The organism is Paucibacter sp. M5-1, assembly GCF_027498415.2.
Classification (GTDB): domain Bacteria; phylum Pseudomonadota; class Gammaproteobacteria; order Burkholderiales; family Burkholderiaceae_C; genus Roseateles_E.
Genome location: NZ_JAPZLM020000001.1, coordinates 3684492 through 3705924 on the forward strand (window position 1 = coordinate 3684492; position 21433 = coordinate 3705924).

General features: G+C 70.1%; 10 protein-coding genes. All 10 read left to right on the plus strand.

Annotation, left to right across the window (positions count from 1 at the left end; translation table 11 throughout):
- Window positions 1–65: 65 nt before the first annotated feature.
- The 10 genes from O5M90_RS17340 (at window position 66) to O5M90_RS17385 (ending at window position 21420) form a co-directional block, all read left to right on the plus strand.
- The gene (locus tag O5M90_RS17340; RefSeq protein WP_269839727.1) at window positions 66–929 is read left to right on the plus strand and encodes a LuxR C-terminal-related transcriptional regulator; all 864 of its coding nucleotides are present in this window, start codon (window positions 66–68) and stop codon (window positions 927–929) included.
- A 282-nt stretch (window positions 930–1211) separates the two neighbouring features.
- Window positions 1212–1958 carry a PEP-CTERM sorting domain-containing protein gene (locus O5M90_RS17345; RefSeq protein WP_262972077.1) on the plus strand — a complete coding sequence of 249 codons (747 nt, stop codon included), beginning with the start codon at window positions 1212–1214 and terminating at the stop codon, window positions 1956–1958.
- Window positions 1959–2092: 134 nt separating this feature from the next.
- Window positions 2093–3517 carry a hypothetical protein gene (locus tag O5M90_RS17350; protein WP_262972076.1) on the plus strand — a complete coding sequence of 475 codons (1425 nt, stop codon included), beginning with the start codon at window positions 2093–2095 and terminating at the stop codon, window positions 3515–3517.
- Between the two features lie 153 nt (window positions 3518–3670).
- Window positions 3671–4834: a PEP-CTERM sorting domain-containing protein gene (locus O5M90_RS17355; RefSeq protein WP_269839728.1), complete on the plus strand. Its 1164-nt coding sequence runs from the start codon at window positions 3671–3673 to the stop codon at window positions 4832–4834.
- A gap of 155 nt (window positions 4835–4989) precedes the next feature.
- On the plus strand, window positions 4990–6696 hold the full coding sequence (locus tag O5M90_RS17360; RefSeq protein WP_269839729.1) for a ShlB/FhaC/HecB family hemolysin secretion/activation protein: 1707 nt from the start codon (window positions 4990–4992) through the stop codon (window positions 6694–6696).
- Window positions 6697–6731: 35 nt separating this feature from the next.
- On the plus strand, window positions 6732–18125 hold the full coding sequence (locus O5M90_RS17365) for a filamentous hemagglutinin family protein (RefSeq protein WP_269839730.1): 11394 nt from the start codon (window positions 6732–6734) through the stop codon (window positions 18123–18125).
- A gap of 44 nt (window positions 18126–18169) precedes the next feature.
- Window positions 18170–19861 carry a DUF2341 domain-containing protein gene (locus tag O5M90_RS17370; RefSeq protein WP_269839731.1) on the plus strand — a complete coding sequence of 564 codons (1692 nt, stop codon included), beginning with the start codon at window positions 18170–18172 and terminating at the stop codon, window positions 19859–19861.
- A gap of 2 nt (window positions 19862–19863) precedes the next feature.
- Complete coding sequence (locus tag O5M90_RS17375; protein ID WP_269839732.1) at window positions 19864–20274, plus strand: ExbD/TolR family protein; 411 nt, start codon at window positions 19864–19866, stop codon at window positions 20272–20274.
- A 19-nt stretch (window positions 20275–20293) separates the two neighbouring features.
- The gene (locus tag O5M90_RS17380; protein ID WP_269839733.1) at window positions 20294–20695 is read left to right on the plus strand and encodes an ExbD/TolR family protein; all 402 of its coding nucleotides are present in this window, start codon (window positions 20294–20296) and stop codon (window positions 20693–20695) included.
- Window positions 20696–20706: 11 nt separating this feature from the next.
- Window positions 20707–21420 (plus strand): TonB C-terminal domain-containing protein, encoded by a 714-nt coding sequence (locus O5M90_RS17385; RefSeq protein WP_269839734.1) that lies wholly within the window; start codon window positions 20707–20709, stop codon window positions 21418–21420.
- The last annotated feature ends 13 nt before the right edge of the window (window positions 21421–21433 follow it).

A 21433-nucleotide genomic window follows, 5' to 3' on the forward strand; every position in this document is an offset into this window, starting at 1 on the left:
TCAGAGCCGCGGGCCCAGAAAGCGGGCCCGTGGTCTGCCCTGTTGTCAACCGCGTCCCTGTCCCCATGAACAACCATGACCCGAGCGACATCCCGATGTCGCAGGAGAGTCTGAAGGCCGAGGCCTTGATGCGTGCGGCTGATTCTGCGCTGGAGGTGAGGCGGCGCTATCAGTTCTTTGTCTGGATGCAGAGCCATCTGCAGCCGCTGCTGCCGCATCAGCTGGCCATCTGCGGCGCCTACCAGCGCGCGGCGCGCGAGCTGGTGTTCGATGTCTTCAACACCGTGCCGCTGCCCGAGCCGCTACTCACCGAGCTGACCCGCAGCGGCAGCGCGCTGATGCAGCGCCTGCAGCTGATGTGGCTGCAGGCGCGCGGCCGGCCGGTCTGCACCAGCGTCGATGCCGAGGGTGGCGCGACGCCCGATGCGCTGGCCCTGGTCGAGGCCGGCGTCGGCGATGTGCTGCTGCACGGCCTGTCGCGGCCGCAGCGGCCCAGCGAGATCGAGGGCTTCTATGTGTTCGCCCGCGTCGGTGCCCCGGCCACGCCGGCACAGTGCCGCCATCTGGAGCTGCTGCTGCCGCATATCCACGCCACCTGGCAGCGGGTGCAGTACGTCGAGCACGACCTCAGCCCGCTGCCCTCATCGATGATGACGCCGCGCAGCAGCCACCCGACCGGCATCACCGAGCGCGAGCGCCAGATCCTGAGCTGGCTGCGCGAGGGCAAGAACAACCAGCAGATCGGCGAGGGTCTGGGCATCAGCGCGCTGACGGTGAAGAACCATGTGCAGAAGATCCTGCGCAAGCTCAATGCCAGCAACCGCGCCCAGGCCGTGGCCTGCGCGATGACGCTGAATCTGCTGGACCACCGGCCACCCCAGGGTTTTCCCATGCTCGAACCGGCCAACCATAGTCCGAAAGGGCTGTGAACTGCATCACGTTTCCCGTAACGCCTGTCACCTTGGGCTGCGAAAGTGCGAGCTGTCGAAAGGACAGATAGTCGTTCTTTAAGCCAGGGTCAGCCCCAGCGACCCGACGCCCAAGGCCGCCTCCCGGCGCAGCGCTCCCACGCTGCGCCCCGGCAGCGGCAACCCAGGCGCAGCTGCGGATAGAGGGAGGAGTTCGCCACGGGCTCCGCTTATCCAGGCATCAGTGAACCAACGAGCACAACTCATCAACTGCCTTCTTCTTTTTCCAATCGGAGAAAACACATGAAATTCAAGACGATCGCCCTGGCCGCCCTGCTGGCCACCACCGGCTCCGCCTTCGCCGAGATCCAGACCGGCCAGACCGGCACTTTCGGCGAAGCCGAACTGGTGTTCATCGCCACCAACGCCAAGGGCTCCTTCATCAAGGACCTGGGCATCACCGCCAACGCCTTCCAGGCCAATGGCAACTTCAATATTTCGGTGCAAGGCGCCGAGTGGGACAAGTTCGTCGGCTTCGGTGGCAGCGACACCAAGTGGACCGTGCTGGCCGCCAACCCGATCGGCTTCGGCTTTGAGCCGGGCGAGATCAATCTGTTCACGACGGTTGGCGCTGGCCAGGCTGCCAACGGCATCAACAACCAACTGTTCAACGATGCCGTGAACAATCTGGCCACGGCCTTTGCCATCAGCGACGACATCTCGACCAACGCCGGCAATGGCGTGGCCAACATCGAACTGGCGCAGGCCTCCGGCACCGACGGCTATCTGGATGGCTACGTCAATCTGGCCGGTTTCTACAAGCAAGTCGGTTTGGTCGGTGAAAGCCTGACGATGTCCTACCTGACCTCGTCCAGCGCCGATTCCACCGCTCTGGTTCTGGCCTCGTCCTACGCAAACGCCAGCACCCAGGTGACTTTCAACGGCACGAACATCGCCGCCGTCACCGCCGTGCCCGAGCCGAGCACCTATGCCCTGCTGTTGGCCGGCCTGTGCGCCGTCGGCTTCATGGTCCGTCGCCGTCAGTCCTGAGCCGGCCTGACCGCTCAGTAAGAAGCAGACAAGCAAGTACGCAAGCGAGTCCTCGTTCCCGGCGCCCATCTTCTGTGGTGGGTGGCGTGGGCGGAGCTCTGTCCGAATTCCTCATTTTTGGAAGTAAACCCATCATGAAGATCCGCAACACCGTCATCGCCCTGGCCTCGCTGGCCGCCCTGGGCTCGGCCCACGCCCTGACCCCCGCCGAGATCGTTGCCGAGCGCAATGCCGGCACGCTGAAGGAAGTCCGCATCGCCGGCGCCTCGGCCCTGCGCCTGGCCCTGGGTGGCTATCTGCAGGAAGTTGCCAACCCGGCCACCCTGGACGTGTTCTTCAACGACGCTACCGGCGCCAACCACCGCGCCTACTCCTTCCGCCTGGCTGTCCAGGTCGGCAACTGGCCCGCCGGCACCGCCGTACTGGTGACCAAGCGCGACGCTGGCGGCTCCGGCCAAGGCGTGGGCCCCATCATCACCGCTGATGCGACCCAGGCTCATATGCTGGTCGACGCGTCCTGCGCCGCCACCGCCAAGGCCTCGCCGGCCACCGACATCCAGACGCCTACCTTCACCTGCGCGGGTACCGCTCCCGCACTGGCCGACGCTGGCCTGTCCGACGTCGAGCCGGCCCTGCTGGAAGCCAATATCAACGCCGGTGCCGGCCGCGCTGTCGACAACCTCGATTCGGCCGGCTTTGTGCAGAACGTGTTCGGCGTGGCCGTCAACAAGAAGCTTTACCTGGCCCTGCAAAAGGCCCAGGGTCTGGTCGATTCGAGCGCCGCCGCCATCGACGAAGACGCTGCCAAGCAGCCCAGCATCCCCACCACCTTTGTGCGCGGCGCCTTGACCGGCCAGCTGCTCGGCAGCAACGCCCAGAAGAAGGGTTGGAATCTGCTGATCCCGGCCTCGGTCGAAGCGAACATCAACAACAAGAAGATCAACGTCTGCCGCCGCACCGCCGGCTCGGGCACACAGGCTGCGTCCAACGCCTTCTTCGCCAACAACCCCTGCGGTGGCACTGCGGCTTACACGCCGACGGGTGCTGGTGGCGGCGCAGTCTCCGCGACTGGTGCGCTGACCGTGGTTGCCGGTGCCAGCACCGGCAACGTCGAGACCTGTCTGGGCACGACGGCCGAAGGAGCCGCCGGCGGCGCCTTTGCGCTGGGTGTGATCGGCCGCGAGAACAACCCGCGCGCCAATGGTGGTGACAAGGGCTATCGCTTCGTCAAGCTCAGCGGCGTCGCCCCGGAGCGCGAGAACGTGATCAACGGCAGCTACGAGTTCGTCACCGAGTCCACGATGCAGTGGGCCAAGACCGGCGCCAACGCTCCGACCGGCGACAAGCTGGAGTTCCTGAAGACCCTGCGCGCCAATATCGGCAAGGCCAGCGTGTTGGCCCAGCTGGACCCGGACCTGCAAGCCGGCCTGGTAGCAACACCCGACACGATTCCGGCCGGCACCGCCTGGGCCGATCTGCCGGAATCGGTGCGCAGCTTTACCGCTCACACCGCCCGCACCGCTGCCAAGACTTGCACTCCGGTGCGCATGTTCAAGTAAGCCGGGCCTAGCCTTGAGAAAGATTGCCGGTGGCTAGCTCAGCCAGCGGCAGCCGGGTCCGGGGAGACAGGTCTCCCCGGACTTATTTACTAAGTTGTCATGTGGTTCCCTGGGAGGAGCCGCAGTAGATCGAACTGGATTGAGGATCGAGTCATGAAGCTGTATGCAGAGTTCCCGGTGATCATGCGTCACATGGCTTTGACAGCGTTTGCTGCGCTGACTCTGGGCGGTACGGCTCAGGCGGCCATCCGTGGGGGCGCCGACGGTATTGACCCAGCTTTTTCCTCGTTTCCCGAGCTTTTCCTGGTGATCTACGACCCGGTCGCCGAGGTCTCATACACCAAGGATCTGGGGCTGTCGGCCAAGGCCTATGTCGAGGACCAGGATCAGAAAGACAATTTCTTCACCTATGCGCAACAGGATGCGGGCTACCAGAAGTTTTTCGACCCGCTGAACAGCGACCCCAACTTCCAGACCTTTTCAGCGGTCTCGACCGACAAGGCCAATCAGCGCTGGGCCGTGTATGGTTTCGGCGCGCCGGGTTTCGGGTTCGAGCCCGGCGAGATTTTCGCGTTCAGCACCCTGCGGCATGAAACTGCGGCGGGAGTTATCAATCCGCACTGGGGATTGCTGAAGGGAATGGGCAATAAGAACTTCAATGATGACGTTCAAACCCCGCTCGGCACTCTCAAGTTGAAATCGTTTAACGAGGCTTGGGGCCTGGGGAGCACAGCCAACGGCACCAATCCGAACAACAGTCACTACAAACCGGGGGTAATTGCTGCTGATCTGGTGGAGGCCGACTATCTGGTCAATGGCTCCAGTGTCGATTTCAAGGGCTTCCCGGGCTATTTTGGCCAAGAGGGCCCCACACCGGGTGGACTGGACAATGGGCTCTGGAACGGTAACGGTGCCGATTCGATGAATCGGGTCGGTAGCTCGTCATGGTTTTACTACATGACGTCATCCAACGCCGACGGCTTAGACAAAATCCTCGTCGACGAATTTGACAACGCCGGCCACGATGGCTACTGGGGCCTGGCGATTAACGGTAACGGCGAGTACATCCTCAGCTTCACGATGGAAGCGGCGGTGACCCAGGTCAGCACGGTGCTGGGCATGCAGCGCCGCGCGCGCACGGACTTTGCCGCCGGCGTCGGCGGCATTCGCTTCATCGCCGCGCCGCTGGGCGAGTTCACCGGCTGGACGCCGGGTGGCAGCCCCTTGGTGTCGGCCGTGCCCGAGCCATCCAGCTGGCTGATGCTAGCCCTGGGCTTGGCGGCTTTGGGCTGGCGCGCGCGGCGCAACAGCCGCTGAGTCGCCGCCCCGCAAGTCCTTGCCAAAGACACGCCGCCCCACTGGGCGGCGTGTGCACTTTTATTCCGGAGATTTGTCATTCGCCTCGCCCGACATGAGCCGTTCGGCCCATGCCGGGTCACCACCGTTTCACCGGTCACCGGGACACTGAGTTCATGGAAAATTTCACGTTCCGCGCCTGCGGTCAGGTGCGGCTTCCCCTGTCTTTGCTGCTGCTTGCGGCGACGCTGTCGGCCATGCCCGCGCAGGCCCAGCCGAGCGCGCCACCGGCCGCCGATGCCACCGCCGCTGCGGGCGATGCTGCTGCCCCGCGCTTTGACATCCTCGAGTTCCAGATCGAGGGCAACACCCGGCTCTCCGATGTGCAGATCGAGGCGGCGGTGCTGCCCTTTCTGGGCGAGGGCCGCAGCATGGTGGATGTCGACGGCGCGCGCGCCGCGCTGGAGAAGGTCTATCAGGGGGCCGGCTATCTGACTGTGTTCGTCGATGTGCCGGAGCAGCGCGTCGAGGGCGGGGTGGTGCGGCTGGCGGTGCTGGAGGGTCGGGTCGAGCGGCTGGCGGTGACCGGCTCGCGCTACTACGCCCAGGGCCGCATCCGCACCGCGGTCAGCGAGCTGGCGGCCGGTCAGGTGCCCAACTTCAATATCGTGCAGCAGCAGCTGGCCTCGGTCAGCCGTGGCGAGGAGCGGCGCGTGCAGCCGGTGCTGCGGCCGGGCCGCCAGCCGGGCACGGTGGAGGCGGAGCTAAAGGTGGAGGACAAGCTGCCGCTGTCGGGCAGCATCGAGCTTAGCAATGCGGCCTCGGCCGACACTGATCCGCTGCGCGCCGCCGTCCATCTGCGCTACGACAACCTGCTGCAACGCGACCACTCGATCGCGCTGACCCTGATGGGCGCGCCTATGGCCAGCCGCGAGTCGCGCGTTGCCGTGCTGAACTACACCGTGCCGCTGGCCGGCGGCGATGCGCTGACCTTCACCGCGGTGAACTCCAGCAGCGATGTCGACAGCCTGGGCGGCGTCAATGTGCTGGGCAAGGGCACGACTGTGGGCCTGCGTTACAGCGTCTCGCGCGCGCTGGCTGAGTCGGTGCACAGCCTCAGCCTGGGCCTGGACTTCAAGGACCTGAAGGAGAACGTCAGCCTGGGCCGCGGCGCGGGAGCCGCCGCGCTGAGCGCCAACCCGCTGCGCTATATGCCGCTGCAGGCCGCCTACAACGGCACATGGTTCGGCCCCACCTCGCAGCACAACCTCAGCCTCACCGCAACCCTGGGCCTGCGCCGCCTGCTCTACCGCGAGATCGACTGCCAGCTGGCCGACGGCACCCTCGCGCGCGACGACCAGTTCGCCTGCAAGCGCCGCGGTGCCGATGGCGGCTTCTCGACGCTGAAGCTGGACTGGCGCGGCCAGCAGCGTCTCGGCCCTGTCGAGCTGGCGGCGCGCTTCGGCGCCCAGCTGGCCACCCAGCAGCTGCCGAGCTCGGAGCAGTTCTCGCTGGGCGGTGCCGACACGGTGCGCGGCTACTACGACGGCGTGGCCGCCGGCGATTTCGGCTGGCTGGGCTCGCTGGAGCTGCGCAGCCGCAATTACGCGCCGGCCCTGCTGCGCAGCTTCGAGGGCGCGAACCTGCCGCCCTTCAGCGAGCTGGGCCTGCATCTGTTCGCCGACGCCGCCGCCGTCAGCCTGATCGACCCCGAACCGGGTCAGCAGCGCCGTGTGCCGCTGCTGTCCAGCGGCCTGGGTCTGCGCCTGGCGCTGAGCACCGGCCTGTCCCTCAACCTCGACTGGGGCCGCCGCCACCGCGATCTGCCCACCCGCCGCGCCCCGCAGGACCACCTGCATCTGCGCGCCGCGCTGCGCTTCTGAGCCGCGCCCCCAACGCCTGACCGAAGTCCCAAGCCATGGCCCCGATCCTCCGCCTCACCGTCCGCCCCCATCGTCTCAGCCGCGTCAGCCGCCGGAGCCGCTGGTTGCTGCACCCGCTGGTGGCGGCCCTGGCCCTGGCCTTGCCGCTGCAGTCGCCCGCGCAGACACCGCCACCGGTCTCGGCTGTGCCCAAGCCGGCGCTAGGCTGGCGGGTCTATGGCCAGGGGCCGCACAGCGCGCCGCAAACCACCGCGAATGGCCGTGGCGGCCAGGACATGCGCATCCAGCAAGACAGCGCCCGCGCGATCTACAACTGGGCCAGCTTCGATATCGGCGCCGAAAGCTCGGTGACCTTCGACATGGCCAAGGCCGGCGCCAGCGCACTGAACCGGGTCGATGGCACGGCGCCCAGCCAGATCTTCGGCAAGCTCAGCGCCACCAATGGCGGCGAGGTGCTGATCTACAACCGCAACGGCATCCTGTTCGGCCGGGGCGCCAGCGTCGATGTCGGCAATCTGGTCGCGACCACGCTCAAGCCCAGGGACGAGGACTACAAGAACGGCTTTGTCGCCAACATCACTGGCGCCGAGTCCGCCTTCCGCTTCGATGCGGCGGACGGGGGTGATTTCAGCAAGAGCTTTGTGCGCGTCGACGCAGGCGCCGAGATCAAGACCGCCGAGGGCGGCCGCATCTTCCTGTTCGCGCGCAAGGTCGAGAACGCCGGCACGCTCAGCGCGCCGGGTGGCCAGGTGGTGCTGGGCGCTGGCGCCGAGGTGTTCTACAAGCTGCCGACCGCCGAGCCGCTCTATGCCGCCGAGAACAACAAGGACGTGCCGGCGCTGCGCGGCCTGCTGGTCGAGGTCGGGCGCCACACGCTGGGCAGCGCGGGCGATGGCCAGGTCAAGAACGAGGCCAGCGGGGTGATCAACACCCCGCGCGGCAACACCACGCTGGTGGGCATGGCGGTCAACCAGTCGGGCCGCATCAGCGCCAGCACCAGCGTCGCGCAGAACGGTTCGGTGCTGCTGCTGGCCCAGGGCGGCGCGGCGACGCTGGGCATCTCGCCGTCCGACGAGCGCTACAAGCGTGCCCAGGTCAGCGGCGAGCTGGTGCTGGATGCCGGCAGCCGCATCGAGATCGCGGCGGCCGACCAGGGCGCCGACGGCAAGGCCCTGAGCGCCGACGACAACGCCGGCTTCGTCAACTCGCGGCTGGATCTGGCCGGCAAGAACATCACGCTGGCGCGCGGCGCCAGCATCGTCGCGCCGGCTGCCCAGGCCAGCCTGCGTGCGCTGGCCAAGCCCGACTATCGCGCCGACCTGCTGACGGACAAGGTCTTCAAGCCCGAGGGCGGCCGCATCCAGATCGATGCCGGCGCCAGCATCGACCTCTCGGGCACCCGCAACACCGAGCTCAGCGTGGCGCGGCATTTCGTCACCACCGAGCTGCTGGGCAGCAATGACCTGAAGGACGCGCCGCTGCAGAAGGACGGCCTGCTCTACCGCAACAAGGTCACGCTGGACACGCGCCAGGACTCGCTGATCCTGGGCAGCCTGGACAGCTATCGCCGCAGCCTGCAGCGCAGCGCCAGCGAGCGCATGGCCCACGGCGGCAGCCTGAAGCTGCTGGCCGGTGGCGCGGTGCTGGCCCATGCCGAGTCGCGGCTGGCGGTCGACGGCGGCCTGCTGCGTTATCTGGAGGCCGAGGTGCGCCCGACCCAGCTCTTCAGCGCCAGCGGCAAGGGCTACAGCCTCAACAACGCGCCCAGCGAGCTGCTCTACAGCGCTATCACCAATGCCGGCACCAACAAGGCCCGCTACGACCGCTGGGGGCCGATGGTCAATTACGGCACGGTGCTGCCGGCGCGCCAGGAGGCCGGCTATACCGAAGGCGGCCGCGGCGGCAGCCTGGCGGTGGTGGCACCCGATGTGCTGCTGGATGGCGCGCTGTCGGGCCAGACCACGCTGGGCCGGCGCCAGCGCATCGGCCTCGATGCGCTGCCGGCCGGCGCCAGCCTGGGCATAGGCGCCGCCCGCCACGGGGCCGATTTCGGCGCCAACGCCTATGCCGGCGCGGTGCTGAAGGATTTCCGCATCGGCGCCGATATCGCGCCGCTGGACGAGGCGCAGTGGCAGCGGCTGCGGCGCAGCAGCGAGGCCGCGCTGGGTCGAAGCTCGGGCCTGGCCGCAAACCGGCTGCTGGGCTCGGGCTTCCAGCACATCACGATCGCCGCCGAGGGCGCGATCAGCAGCACGGCGGCGCTTGATCTGCCAGCGCTGGGCAGCCTGCAGCTGCTGTCGCGCGAGGGCCGCGTCAGCGTCGACGCCGACATCCGCAGCGCCTCCGGCAGCCTGAGCCTTCGCAGCTTCGAGAACGAGGTCGCGGTCGCGGCCGGCGTCAGGCTCGATGTGGCCGGCCAGTGGAGCAATGCCGCGCTGGACCCCGAGGCTTCCGCGCTGACGCTCAAGGGCGGCACGCTGCTGGTCTCCGGTGGCGCCGGCGTGAGCCTGGGTGCGGCCAGCCGGCTCGATGTCTCGGGCGGCGCGCTGCTGGCCGGGGTCAATGGCCTGGCCGGCTGCGCGGCCGGCCAGATCTGCGGCGGCGCCGCCGGATCGATCACGCTGAGCACCGGCAGCAGCACCTTCACCGCCGATGTCGCCGCGCGCCGGCTCTTGCTGGGCGGCGAGCTGCGCGGCTACTCGATGAGCCAGGGCGGCCATCTGAGCCTGACGGCACCGGGCCTGCGCATCGGCAGCGCGCCCACCATCGCCGCGCCGGGCACGCTGGAATTGGGCCCCGAGTTCTTCGGCCAGGGCGGCTTCGGCCGCTTCAGTCTGGACGGCCGTCAGGCCCTGGAGCTGACCGCCGGCACCCGGCTGGCGCCGACCCAGCAGCTCTGGCATGCCGACGCGGCGGCGCGCAAGGCGCCCAGCGGCAGCGCGATGGACGCTCTGATGAGCCTGGCCGCGCCGCGCCAGGGCCTGCCCAAGGCCATCGAGCTGAGCCTGGCCTCCAGCGGCCTGGGCGGCAACCGGCCCGAGGGCCGGCTCAGCGTGGCCGAGGGCGCCCGCATCGTGCTGGAGCCCGGCGCCAAGCTGAGCCTGTCGGCCGCCACAGCCCTGGCCATGGACGGCGAGTTGCTGGCACCCGGCGGCCAGCTCAGCCTGGCCGTCAAGGCCGCCGACGCCTCCCAGATTCCGCACTATCTGTGGCTGGGCGCCAAGAGCCGTATCGATGTGGCCGGCCAGCGCCAGCTGCAGGCCAGCAACGATGGCCTGCCGCAGGGGCGGTTGCTGGGCGGCGGCTCGGTCAGCCTGAGCGCCAGCGGCGACAACGTCCATGGCACCAGCCTGGTCTGGCAGCGCGGCGCGGTGATCGACATCAGCGGCGCCAGCGGCGCGCTGCTGAGCAAGGTGCAAAGCCAGGGCGGCAGCGAGCAGCGGCTTCGCCAGCTGGCCAGCAGCGCCGGCTCGCTGAGCATCAGCGGCAACCAGGACATCGTGCTGGAAGGCACGCTGCGGGCTCAGGCCGGCGGCGCGGGCCAGGGCGGCGGCACGCTGTCGCTGAGCCTGGTGCCCGGCTTTGTGACGCCAAACATCCAGGGCTTGCCGGCGCTGCGCCGGCTGGAGCTGGTCGGTGTCGAGGAGCGCCGCAGCGACGCGCTGCGCGCCGAGCTGCTGCCGGCGCCGACCGGCCTGAGCGGCCGGGCCTCGCTGTCGACCGTGCTGCTGCAGGGCAGCGGCCTGGCCGAGCTGCACCTGAGCGCGCAGGAAGGCATCGCGATCGCCGATGGCGTGAACCTCGATCTGGCCCGCGGCCTCCGGCTCGACACGCCGGTGCTGCGGATGCAGGACCGGGCCCGGGCGCGGCTGGCCGCGCCGCTGCTGCAGTGGCAGAACAAGCAGCCGCTCGTCAGTCCGGCCAGCGGCAATGATGTGCGCCCGCTGCCGACGGCCCAGGCCGGCCATGCCGGGCTGAGCCTGACGGCCGGCGAGCTGATGGTGCTGGACGGCAAGCTGGTGACCCAGGGTCTGGGCCGCCTGAACCTGAGCAGCGGCGGCGATCTGCGCCTGCAGGGCACGGCCAGCGGCAGCGGCTACCAGGGCAGCCTGGCGACCGCCGCCGATACCTGGCTGACGGCGCGCCAGCTCTTCCCGGCCAGCGACACGGTATTCGGCATCGATGCCGGCAGCCATCTGCTGGCGTTCGCCAGCAGCCCCGGCGGGGTACCGGCCCTGCCCTGGAGCGCTGGCGGCAGCCTGAAGCTCAAGGCCGCCGACATCGTGCAGGGCGGGCGGCTGCGCGCGCCGGCCGGCCTGATCGAGTTCCAGGCCACGGGGCAGCTGAGCCTGAGCGCCGGCAGCGAGACCTCGGTCAGCGCAGCCGGTCGCGAGCTGCTGTTCGGGACCTGGACGGGCGAGCGCTGGGCGAGCCCGGGCGGCGCCGTGCTGGGCGCGGCGCCAGCCAAGGCCATCTTGCTGAATGCGGCGGCGGTCGATGTGGCGCCGGGCGCGCTGCTGGACCTCGGCGGCGGCGGCAAGCTCAGCGCCTGGCAGTTCGTGGCCGGCCCGGGTGGCTCACGCGATGTGTTCACCGGGCTGGACGGCGCCTATGCCATCGTGCCGGGCGTGCTGAGCTCAGGCACTCAGGTGCTGGCTGGCGAGGGCGGTCCGGCGCTGGGGCGCCAGATCACGATAGGCGAGGGCGCACCGGTGCCGGCCGGCACCTACACCCTGCTGCCGGCCCGCTATGCGGTGCTGGACGGTGCATGGCTGCTGCGCCCTGCCGGTGCCGGCGCGATGGCGCTGGGCCTGGGTGTCAGCGTGGCGCGCGATGACGGCAGCCTGCTGCTGGGCGCACGGTTGGGCCTGGCCGGCAGCGCCGAGCAGGACGCCCGGACCAGCACCTGGCAGCTGCTCAGCGCGGCGCAGGCGCGCAAATACAGCGAGATCCGGCTGGCCGATGCCGACCAGTTCTTCCCGGCGCTGGCCGCTGGCCAGGACCGCGGCCGGCCGGCCATGTTGCGCGATGCCGGCAGCCTGGTGGTCGCGACCCAGCAGGCCCAGATCCGTGGCCTGACCCGCTTCGACGCGGGCCGGAGTGACAAGGGTGAGCAGGGCCTGGCCGGCAGCGCCTATTTCGGCGCCGATCGTATCCAGATCGGCGGCCCGGCCCAGGCCGGCGTCCTGCACCTGGACTCGGCCCAACTCTCGGCGCTGGGCGCCCAGCATCTGGTGATCGGCGCGATACCAAAGAACCTGGCCGCGCCCGAGCAGCTGGAGCTGCGCAGCAGCACTCTGGAGCTGGCGCCCGGGGCCGCGCCGTTGAAGGCGCAGAGCCTGCTGCTGGCGGCCACCGAGCGCCTCACGCTGGGCGAGGGCACGCGCCTGGAGGCGGCGCCGGTCGATGCGCAGGCGCCGAGCCGCCAATGGCAGCTGCAGGGCGACGGTGCGGCGCTGCTGGTCTCCGGCGATGCCGAGGCCGGCCTGGTGCGCAGCGGCGCCCAGCGCCAGCGCGGCGATCTGAGCATAGGCGCCGGCAGCGTGCTGGGCGCGGCCGGCGGCAGCCTGCTGCTGGACGCGACCGGCCGCAGCACGCTGGCCGCCGATGCGAAGCTGCAGGCGGACAGCATTGCGCTGGGTGTATCGCGGCTGCAGATCGGTGGCAGCGCATTGCTGCAGGACGACAGCACTTTGCTGAGTGCCGAGCTGCTGGCCCAGCTGGGCGGGGCCGAGCGCCTGCTGCTGCGCAGCTATGCGGGCTTTGATTTCCTGGCCGGCGCCAGCCTGGGCGCTCCGGGGCTTGCGCGGCTGAGCCTGGATGGTCCGGGCCTGCGGGTGCTGGGCGAGGGCCTGGCCAGCGTCAGCGCCGCGCGCATCGATATCGGCAACAGCACCGGGCTGAGTGCCGGCGAAGCGCCGGCCGCCGGTCGCCTGCGGCTGGCCGCCAGCGGCTCGGGCGAGGGCCAGGGCGAGATCCACCTGCGCGACGGCAGCCAGCGCTGGCAGCTCGGCGGGGCCGAGCTGCGCGCCGAGCGGGCGCTGCTGTTCAGCGGTCGCAGCCAGCTGAGCCTGGACAGTGCCGATCTGCAAGTCTTCACGCCGGTGCTGAAGGCCGCGCGGCCCGAGGGCGATGGCCCGGCCGGCAGTGCCGAGCTGGACTGGCGCATCGGCGGCGCGTTGAGCCTGCAAACCACGGCGGCGCAGCCGGCGGCGACCGGCGCGGCCGATGCGCTGACGGCGGCGCGCGTCTCGCTGAGCGCGCAGCGCCTGGCCATCGACACCACGCTGGACCTGCCGGCCGCCCAGCTGGCGCTGCGCGCCACCGGCGCCGCTGCTGACCTGGTGTTCGGCAGCCGGGCCCGTGTCAGCGTGGCCGGCCGCAGCGACAAGATCGGCAACACGTTGCGCGCCGATATCGCGGCCGGCCGCCTCAGCGCCATCAGCGAGCGTGGCGATCTGCGCCTGCTGGCCGGCGGCCAGCTCGATGTCTCGGCCGCCGGCGACGGCGATGCCGGCAGCCTCAGCCTGGTCGCGGCCGAGGGCGCACTGCGGCTGCAGGGTCGCTTGCTGGCCGCAGCGGCCAGCGCCGAGCGCGGCGCCAGTCTGCAGCTGGACAGCCGCGATGCGCTGGACCTGGCCGGCGTGGCTGGCCTGATCGCGCAAGCCGGCCCGCAGGCCTTCACGCAAAGCATCGAGGTCCGCAACCGTCAGGGCGACCAGCAGTTGGAGGCAGGCACGAGCTTGCGCGCCGCCGCGCTGACCCTGAGCAGCGATGCCGGCAGCCTCAGCGTGGCCGGCCGGCTCGATGCCTCGGCCGCCCAGGGCGGCGAAATCCGCCTGAACGCGCGCGGCGATCTCGTGCTGGCCGATGGCGCCCAGCTGCTGGCGCGCAGCCAGCAGGCCGACGGCGCAGGCAAGGTCTGGCTCAACAGCGAGCAAGGAACCCTGAAGTTGCAGGCCGGCAGCCTGATCGATCTGTCCGGCCCCGATGCCGCCCCGGCCGCCGGGCTGGTGCAGCTGCGCGCCGCGCGCGAAGGCCAGGACGTACGCATCGCCGCCATCGACGCCAGCCTGCGCGGCGTGGCCCGCCTCGATGTCGAGGCGGTCAAGGTCTACACGGGGGTGAACGAGCTGGTCGATGGCCTGACGCCGGTGCCTACGCCCACACCGACACCCACACCCACACCCACACCCACACCCACACCCACACCGACACCGACACCGACACCGACACCGACACCGACACCGACACCGACACCGACACCGACACCGACACCTACGCCGACACCTACGCCTACGCCTACGCCTACGCCTACGCCTACGCCCACGCCCACGCCCACACCCACGCCCACACCGACGAACCCGTCGCCGGGCAATGGTGAAACCACGCCGGGCACGCCGCCGCCTGCGCCACCAACGGGGCCCAAGCCTACGCCGACGCCTACGCCCGCGCCGACAAATCCGTCGCCGGGCAATGGCGAAACCACGCCTGGCACGCCACCGCCCGCGCCACCGACTTTGCTGGCCGCGACGATGGCCAAGGCCGCTGCGCTGACTCAGGCCCTTGCCGGCCAGCCGTCGACCGGCAATGGCGACACGACCGGCACTACACCGCCGCCCGCGCCGTCCACGGGCACGACACCGACGCCCACACCGACACCCACGCCCGCGCCCACGCCCACGCCCACGCCTGCCGGCAAGCCGCTGGGCCTGGCGCGCGTGCTGGTCGACAACGCCGAGTTCATGGGCGAGCGCCAGCAGACGGCCGAGGCCATCACGGCCCGGCTGTCGCGTGGCCAAGCCGGTCTGCAGGACCTGCTGCGCGTGCGCGCCGGTGTCGAGGTGCGTGCCGACGGCGATCTGACGGTCAGCAAGAGCTGGCAGATGCCGGTGTTGACGAAGGCGCAGGCCGAGCGGGCGCCGTATGCGGCCGAGGCGGCGCTGACCCTGCGCGCCGCCGGCAATCTGCTGCTCAAGAGCGGGCTCAGCACCGGCTTCAGGCCCTCGCCGAATGACGAGAGCCAGCTGATCGGCACTTCTACACTGGCCGGCGATATCCGGCTGGTGGCCGGGGCCGATCTGGCCAGCGCCGATCTGCGCGCGGTGCTGGGCCTGGAGCGCCTGGCCGAGGACAAGGGCTCGGTGCTGATCGGGGCCGACCGCCGGCCCGGCCAGTCGGTCGCCCCCGAGGTTGCGTTGCGCAGCACCGTCGGCAGCCTGGAGCTGATGGCCGGTCGCGACATTCGTCTGCTTAATGGCAGCGCCAAGCTCTACACGACCGGCACGCCGGTGGGTGTGGTGGCCGACGCCGAGCCGCCCATCGATGAAGGCGACGGTTCTGCCGAGACCTGGAGCCAGGCAAGTCTGCGGCGACCGGCCCTCTTGGTGCGGACCGCCAGCGCCGATCAACCCTCGCCCGGCAATGGCGACAACAGCACCGGCACGACGCCACCGCCTGGCGCGCCAACGAAACCCGGCGAGAAACCGCCGACGCCGCCGACACCCACGCCGCCGCCCACGCCGACGCCTGAACCTGAGCCCGAGCCGGAAGAACCCGGCGGCCCCGACCCGGTGCCGACCACCATCCACACGCCGGCGCTGGACGCGCTGGCCAACGATCTGGATGGCAGCGGCATGAGCCCCTTCACCAGCGGCGGTGGTCGCATTACGCTGAAGGCCGGCCGCGATGTGGTGGGCGTGGCCAACAACACGGACCAGCGTTCGGTCAGCGACTGGTTGTGGCGCGCCTCGGCCAGCGAGGTGCCCATCGCCTGGTTCAGCCGGGTCGACCGCTTCGCCCAGGGCATTGCCAGCTTCGGCGGCGGTGATATCTCGGTGCAGGCCGGCCGGGATCTGCATCAGCTGCATGCGGCAGCGGCCAGCAGTGGCCTGGCGATGGCGCCCGTCACGGCTGACACCGCTGCCGCGAGCGGTCGTAGTGCTGAAAACGGCGGCAGCAACGGGCTCGCCGTGTTCGGCGGCGGCGCGCTGCGCGCCAGCGCCGGGCGCGACCTGATCAGCGGCCAGCTGATGGCGACAAAAGGCCGGCTCGATGTGCGCGCCGGCGGCGCGATCCGCAACGAGGCCGAGGCCAATGTCAATTTCGATCCGGGCCTGCAACTGCTGTTCCAGGATGCGGCCGTGCGGGTCCAGTCCGGCCAGGACCTGCAGCTCGCCAGCGTGCGCAATCTGGCCCATGCGTTTGCGGCTGCGGCCAACACCTTGGGACGAAACCTCTCGCTGCCCGGCCTCGATGCGCGCGCCAGCCTGCTGCTGCAGAGCGCGGCCGGCAGCATCGCCTATGCGGGCGCCGCGCAGGTCACGCGCGACGGCGAGGCGATCCCCTTGGACCAGATGAGCGCGGTGCTGCCCATCGATCTGCGCCTGCTGGCGCCGCAGGGCTCGATTCAGGCCAACAATATCCGGCAATGGAGCGACAGCGCCGATCCGGCCGCTGCCCGCACCTGGCTGGGCGCCGACGAATCGCTGACCCTGTCCCATATCGAGCTGCTGGCGCTGGGCAATGCGCCGCTGCCCTTCGGCTTGCGCCCCAGCAAGCCCTTCATGGATGCCCAGCGCCTGGGCGTGATCGATGCGGACGGCCAGCTGCGGCCGGACCAGAGCCCGCGCGAACCGGCCCAGTTCGTGGCCCAGCGCGGCGATCTGCTGATCAGTACTGCGATGCATTCGGCGCGCCCGCTGGAGTTCCGCGCCGGCCGCGATCTGCGCGTGGACGGCAGCCTGACGGTGCAGCACCAGAGCCCCGCCGATGATCGGCCGCAGGAGCAGACCCTGCTGCGCGCCGGCCGCGACATCCGCTTCGGTGGCGCCGTCTCCGGCGTCGATCTGGCCGGCCCCGGCCAGCTGCTGCTGCTGGCCGGCCGCGATGTGGACCTGGGCCCCGGCACGGGCCTGGTGGCGCGCGGCAACCTGTCCAATAGCGTGCTGCTGCCCGAGCAGGGCGCCGGCATCACCGTGCTGGCAGGCCTGGCCGACAGCGGCGAGGACTATGCCCAGGCGGTGCGCCAGGGCTTCCATGTGCTCAGCGTGTCCGGCCTGCAGGGCAAGCTGGGCCAGACCTATGGCCTGCTGGGCGGCGCCACACCCGGCTTCGAGCGGCTGGCGCCTGCGGCCCAGATCGAGGCGCTGCGCGAGCTGTTCGGCAGCGCGAAGGTCGACGGCTGGCTGGCTGCCCATCTGCGCGCGCTGCCGGCGCGGCCCGAGGTGGGCGAGCAACGGCTGCGCGTCGCGGCCCTGCTGGGCAAGCCGGCGGGCGATGCGGCGGTGGACGAAGCGCTGAAAAGCTATGCCGACTCGCGCCAGCCGGCCTGGTCGGCGCTGACGCCGGCACAGGCGCTGCCGCTGCTGGCGCAGCTGGGCGCCGAGCAGCAAAGTCTGGCGGTGCTGCGCCTGATGCTGGCGGGCCTGGCGGCCCAGCCGGCACCGGCGCGCGCCGCCAGCCTGGCCGCGCTATCGGACGCCAAGCAGCTGCAGGCGCTGGCCGCCTATGTGAAGAGCGCCAGCGGCGCGACGGTGTCGCCCGGGCAGGCGGCCGCAGCCTTCGAGGCGCTGAGCGTCGAGCGCCAGATCCCCTGGTTGAACCGCCAACTGGTCGACGAGCTGCGCCGCAGCGGCCGGGCCGCCTCGCAGCTGGATGGCGATGCGCGCTGGGCCGGCTATGGCCCGGCCTATCTGGCCATCGACCTGCTGTTCCCCGGCGAGCGGCCCGCCGGCCGGCTGCGCATGCCGACCAGCCAGATCAAGACCCTGCAGGCGGCCGACATCACGGTGCTGGTGCCCGGCGGCGGCGCCAATGCCGGTGATATTGCCGGCCAGACCGGGTTCAAGAAGGCCAGCGATCTGGGCATCGTCACGGTCAGCGGCGGCGACATCAGCGCCGTCGTGCGCGACGATTTCGAGGTCAATGCCTCGCGTGTCTTCACGCTGGGCCAAGGCGATCTGCTGATGTGGTCCTCGACCGGCAACATCGATGCCGGCCGCGGCGCCAAGACCGTCACCGGCGCACCACCGCCGGTGCTGCGCCTGCTGGAGAACGGTAGCCTGGTGCTGGACGCCTCGGGCTCCTTCAGCGGCAGCGGCATCGCGGTGCTGGGCACGGGCAGCGATCTGGACCTGTATGCGCCGACCGGCGAGATCAATGCCGGCGAGGCCGGCATCCGTTCCAAGGGCAATGCCTTCCTCGGCGCCGAACGTCTGGTCAATGCCAATGACATCAATGTCGCCGGCAGCCGCAGCGGCACGGTGGCCGAGGCTCCGCTGAGCGTGCCGATCACGGTGCCGGTCAACGACGCGCTGGCGCCGGCCACGGCCAGCGGCACCGAGTCGGCCCGCGACGACGACGAACGCAAGCGCCGCCGCACCCGGCGCAATCTGCTGCTCGAGTTCCTCGGCTTCGGCAACAGCTGAACAACAAACACCCACGAAACCACCGTTCCCGGATCAAGATCATCATGCGCAACGCACTCATCGCCCTTGCCTTCGCCGCTGCCACGCTGCCCGGCGCCGCCCACGCCTGGTGGAGCGAGGACTGGAGCCAACGCACCCGTGTCACGCTGGACACCACGGCCAAGGGCCAGGAGACCCAGCAGGCCGCTGCGGCCGTCAGCGTCGCGCTGCGCCTGCACTCGGGCAACTTCGACTTCGTCGCGGCCAAGGAGGACGGCTCGGACCTGCGCGTGCTGGCCGCCGATGACAAGACGCCGCTGAAGTTCAGCGTCGAGCGCTTCGACAGCGTCAACGAGCTGGCCCTGCTGTGGGTGCAGCTGCCCAGCGTGCTGCCTGGCAGCGACAAGAACGTCTTCCATGTCTATGCCGGCAACGCCAAGGCCACGGTGGAGGCCAGCCGTGCGGCCGGCTTCGACGCCGCGACACTGGCGGCCCTGCATTTCGACAACGCCGAGGGCACCGACCATCTCGGGCGCATCAAGGCCGAGGCGCCGCTGGCACTGGAGCCCAATGGCCTGCTGGGCGCCAGCGTGCGCCTGGACGGCCGGCCGCAGCGCTGGGCGCTTGACGATGGCCTGGTCAAGAGCGTGGCCGGTGGCGCGCTGACCCTGTCGCTGTGGGTCAAGCTGGACGATGTCGCCGGTGCCCGCCTGCTGCAATGGGGTGGCCTGAGCCTGGCTGTGCAGGACGGCAAGCTGCAGGCCCGGCTGGGCACGGCGGAGCTGGGCGGCGGCGCCGTCGCGGCCGGCCGTTGGACCCATCTGGCGCTGCGCCTCGACCAGGGCCAGGCGGCGCTGTTTGTCGGCGGCGCCGAGGTGGCCAAGGCCCCGGCCGCGCAGCCGACCCTGGGCGGCGCGCTGCAGCTGGGCGAGGGCGCCCGTGGCCTGGCCGATGAGCTGCAGATCGCCACCGTCGCGCGCAGCGATGTGTGGCTGGCGCTGGCGGCGGCGATCCAGGGCGGCGAGGGCAAGCTGCTGAGCAGCCTGCGCGAGAGCGCCGGCGAGGCGGCGGCCGAGGGCGAGGAGCATGGCTATATCGGTGTGCTGGTCAAGAACCTGACCGTCGACGCCTGGGTGGTCATCATCATCCTGGGCGTGATGTTCGTGGTCGCGGCCTGGGTGATGGTGGACAAGAGCCTGCTGGTGGGCCGCGCCGACAAGGACAACCGCCAGTTCCTGCAGCGCTTCCGCGCCGCCAACGAAGACCTGCTGAAGCTCGATACCGGCGCCATCCATCCGAACTCGCCGCTGTACCGGCTCTACCAGGCCGGCGTGCGCGAGCTGGCCAAACGCCGCGTCGGCCAGGCCGATGCCCCGCCGCTGAGCGGCGCCTCGCTGGACGCGGTCAAGGCCGCGGTCGACGCCGACTTCGTGCGCGAGAGCCACAAGCTCAACGCCAAGATGGTGCTGCTGACGATCGCGATCTCGGGCGGCCCCTTCCTGGGCCTGCTGGGCACGGTGGTCGGCGTGATGATCACCTTCGCGGCGATCGCGGCGGCCGGTGATGTCAACGTCAACGCGATCGCGCCCGGCATCGCCGCGGCCCTGCTGGCCACGGTGGCCGGTCTGGGCGTCGCGATCCCGGCGCTGTTCGGCTACAACTACCTGGCTGCCCGCATCAAGAACCTGTCCTCGGACATGCAGATCTTTGTGGACGAGTTCATCACCCGCGTCGCGGAACTCTACGGCGCGCGCTGACCATGTCTGCCGACATCAAGGACGACAACCAGCCCTACGACGACATCAACATCACGCCGATGCTGGACCTGGCCTATGTGCTGCTGGTGACCTTCATCATCATGACCACCGCTTCGGTGCAGGGCGTCAAGGTCAACAGTCCGCAGACGCAGGCGGCCAGCAGCCTGGCCAAGCCGCAGACCCGGGCCGTCACGATCACCGCCGACGGCGCGGTCTATCTCGATGCTTATCCGGTCAGCATGGATCAGCTGCGTGACACATTGGCCCAGTACAAACAGGCCAACCCGGCGCTGCCGGTTGTGCTGAAGGCCGATGCGGCCGCCCAGTACGAGAAGGTGATGCAGGTGCTGGAAGTGGCCAAGCAGCTCGACATCACCGAGATCGGCCTGGTCACCAAGCGCGCCGTGCCCTGAACGAGCAGAAGGCTTCCCCATGCAAGTCAATACCGATGCCAAGCCTTACGACACCATCAATGTCACGCCCATGCTGGACCTGGCCTATGTGCTGCTGGTCGTGTTCATCCTGATGACCACCGCCTCGGTGCAGGGCCTGTCGATCACGATGCCCAAACCGTCCAACAAGCCCAGCACCGAAAAGCATGAGTTGCTGATCGTGCAGGTGATGCCCGATGGCGCGGTGCTGCTCAACGGCGCCGGTCTGAGCCTGGACGAGCTGGAGGGCCGGCTCGACGAGGCCAAGGCGCGCGACCCGCAGATGTCGGTCGCGATCAAAGGCGATGCGCGCACCCAGTACGCCAATGTGGTGGCCATCGTCGACCTGTGCAACAAGCTGCAGGTCAATATGGGGCTGATCACGGCCCGTATCGGCAGCTGAGGACGGCCATCATGAGTGGATTGGCCGAAGACCATCTGAACGACAAGCCGGGCCGGACCTGGGCGCTGCGCGCCGCTGCGGCCCTGGGTCTGCTGCTGCTGGCGGCCGGCGTCTACTGGCTGGCCGACAACCTGAAGGGCGGGCCGGAGAAGCCGCGCCGCCAGGTCGCCAAGATCAGCATCCTGCCCGACACGCCGCCGCCCCCGCCGCCGCCGCCCAAGGAGGAAAGGAAGCCCGAGCCGCCGAAGGACGAGCCCAAGCAGCTGATGCGCGATGAGGCTCCCAAGCCGCAGGACGTGCCCAAGCCGGCCGATGCACCGCTGAAGATGGAGGGCGCAGCCGGCGATGGCCCCAGCGCCTTCGCGGCCGGCAGCGTCAGCCGCGAGTACCAGGGTGGTCCCACCGGCGGTGGCCCGACCGGCGGCGGCACGGTGGTGGATCGCGCCCAGGAACGTTTCTATGCCAACGCGGCCCGCCAGCTGCTGCGCGACGAGATCGAGCGCCATCTGCGCGGCGAGGGCGAGCAGATGAATGCCAGCTTTGCGATCTGGCTCAGGCCCGACGGTGCGATCGAGCGCTTCGAGCTGCAGCCCAGCGGCGACGCCGCTGCCGATGCGGCGCTGCAGGCCGCGCTGTCCGAGACCTCGCGCGCGCTCAAGCTACCGCCGCCACCGGCGCTGCGCCAGCCGATGCGCTTCAGGCTCAGCGTCAAACCCCAGGCCTGACGGTCTGGCTCAG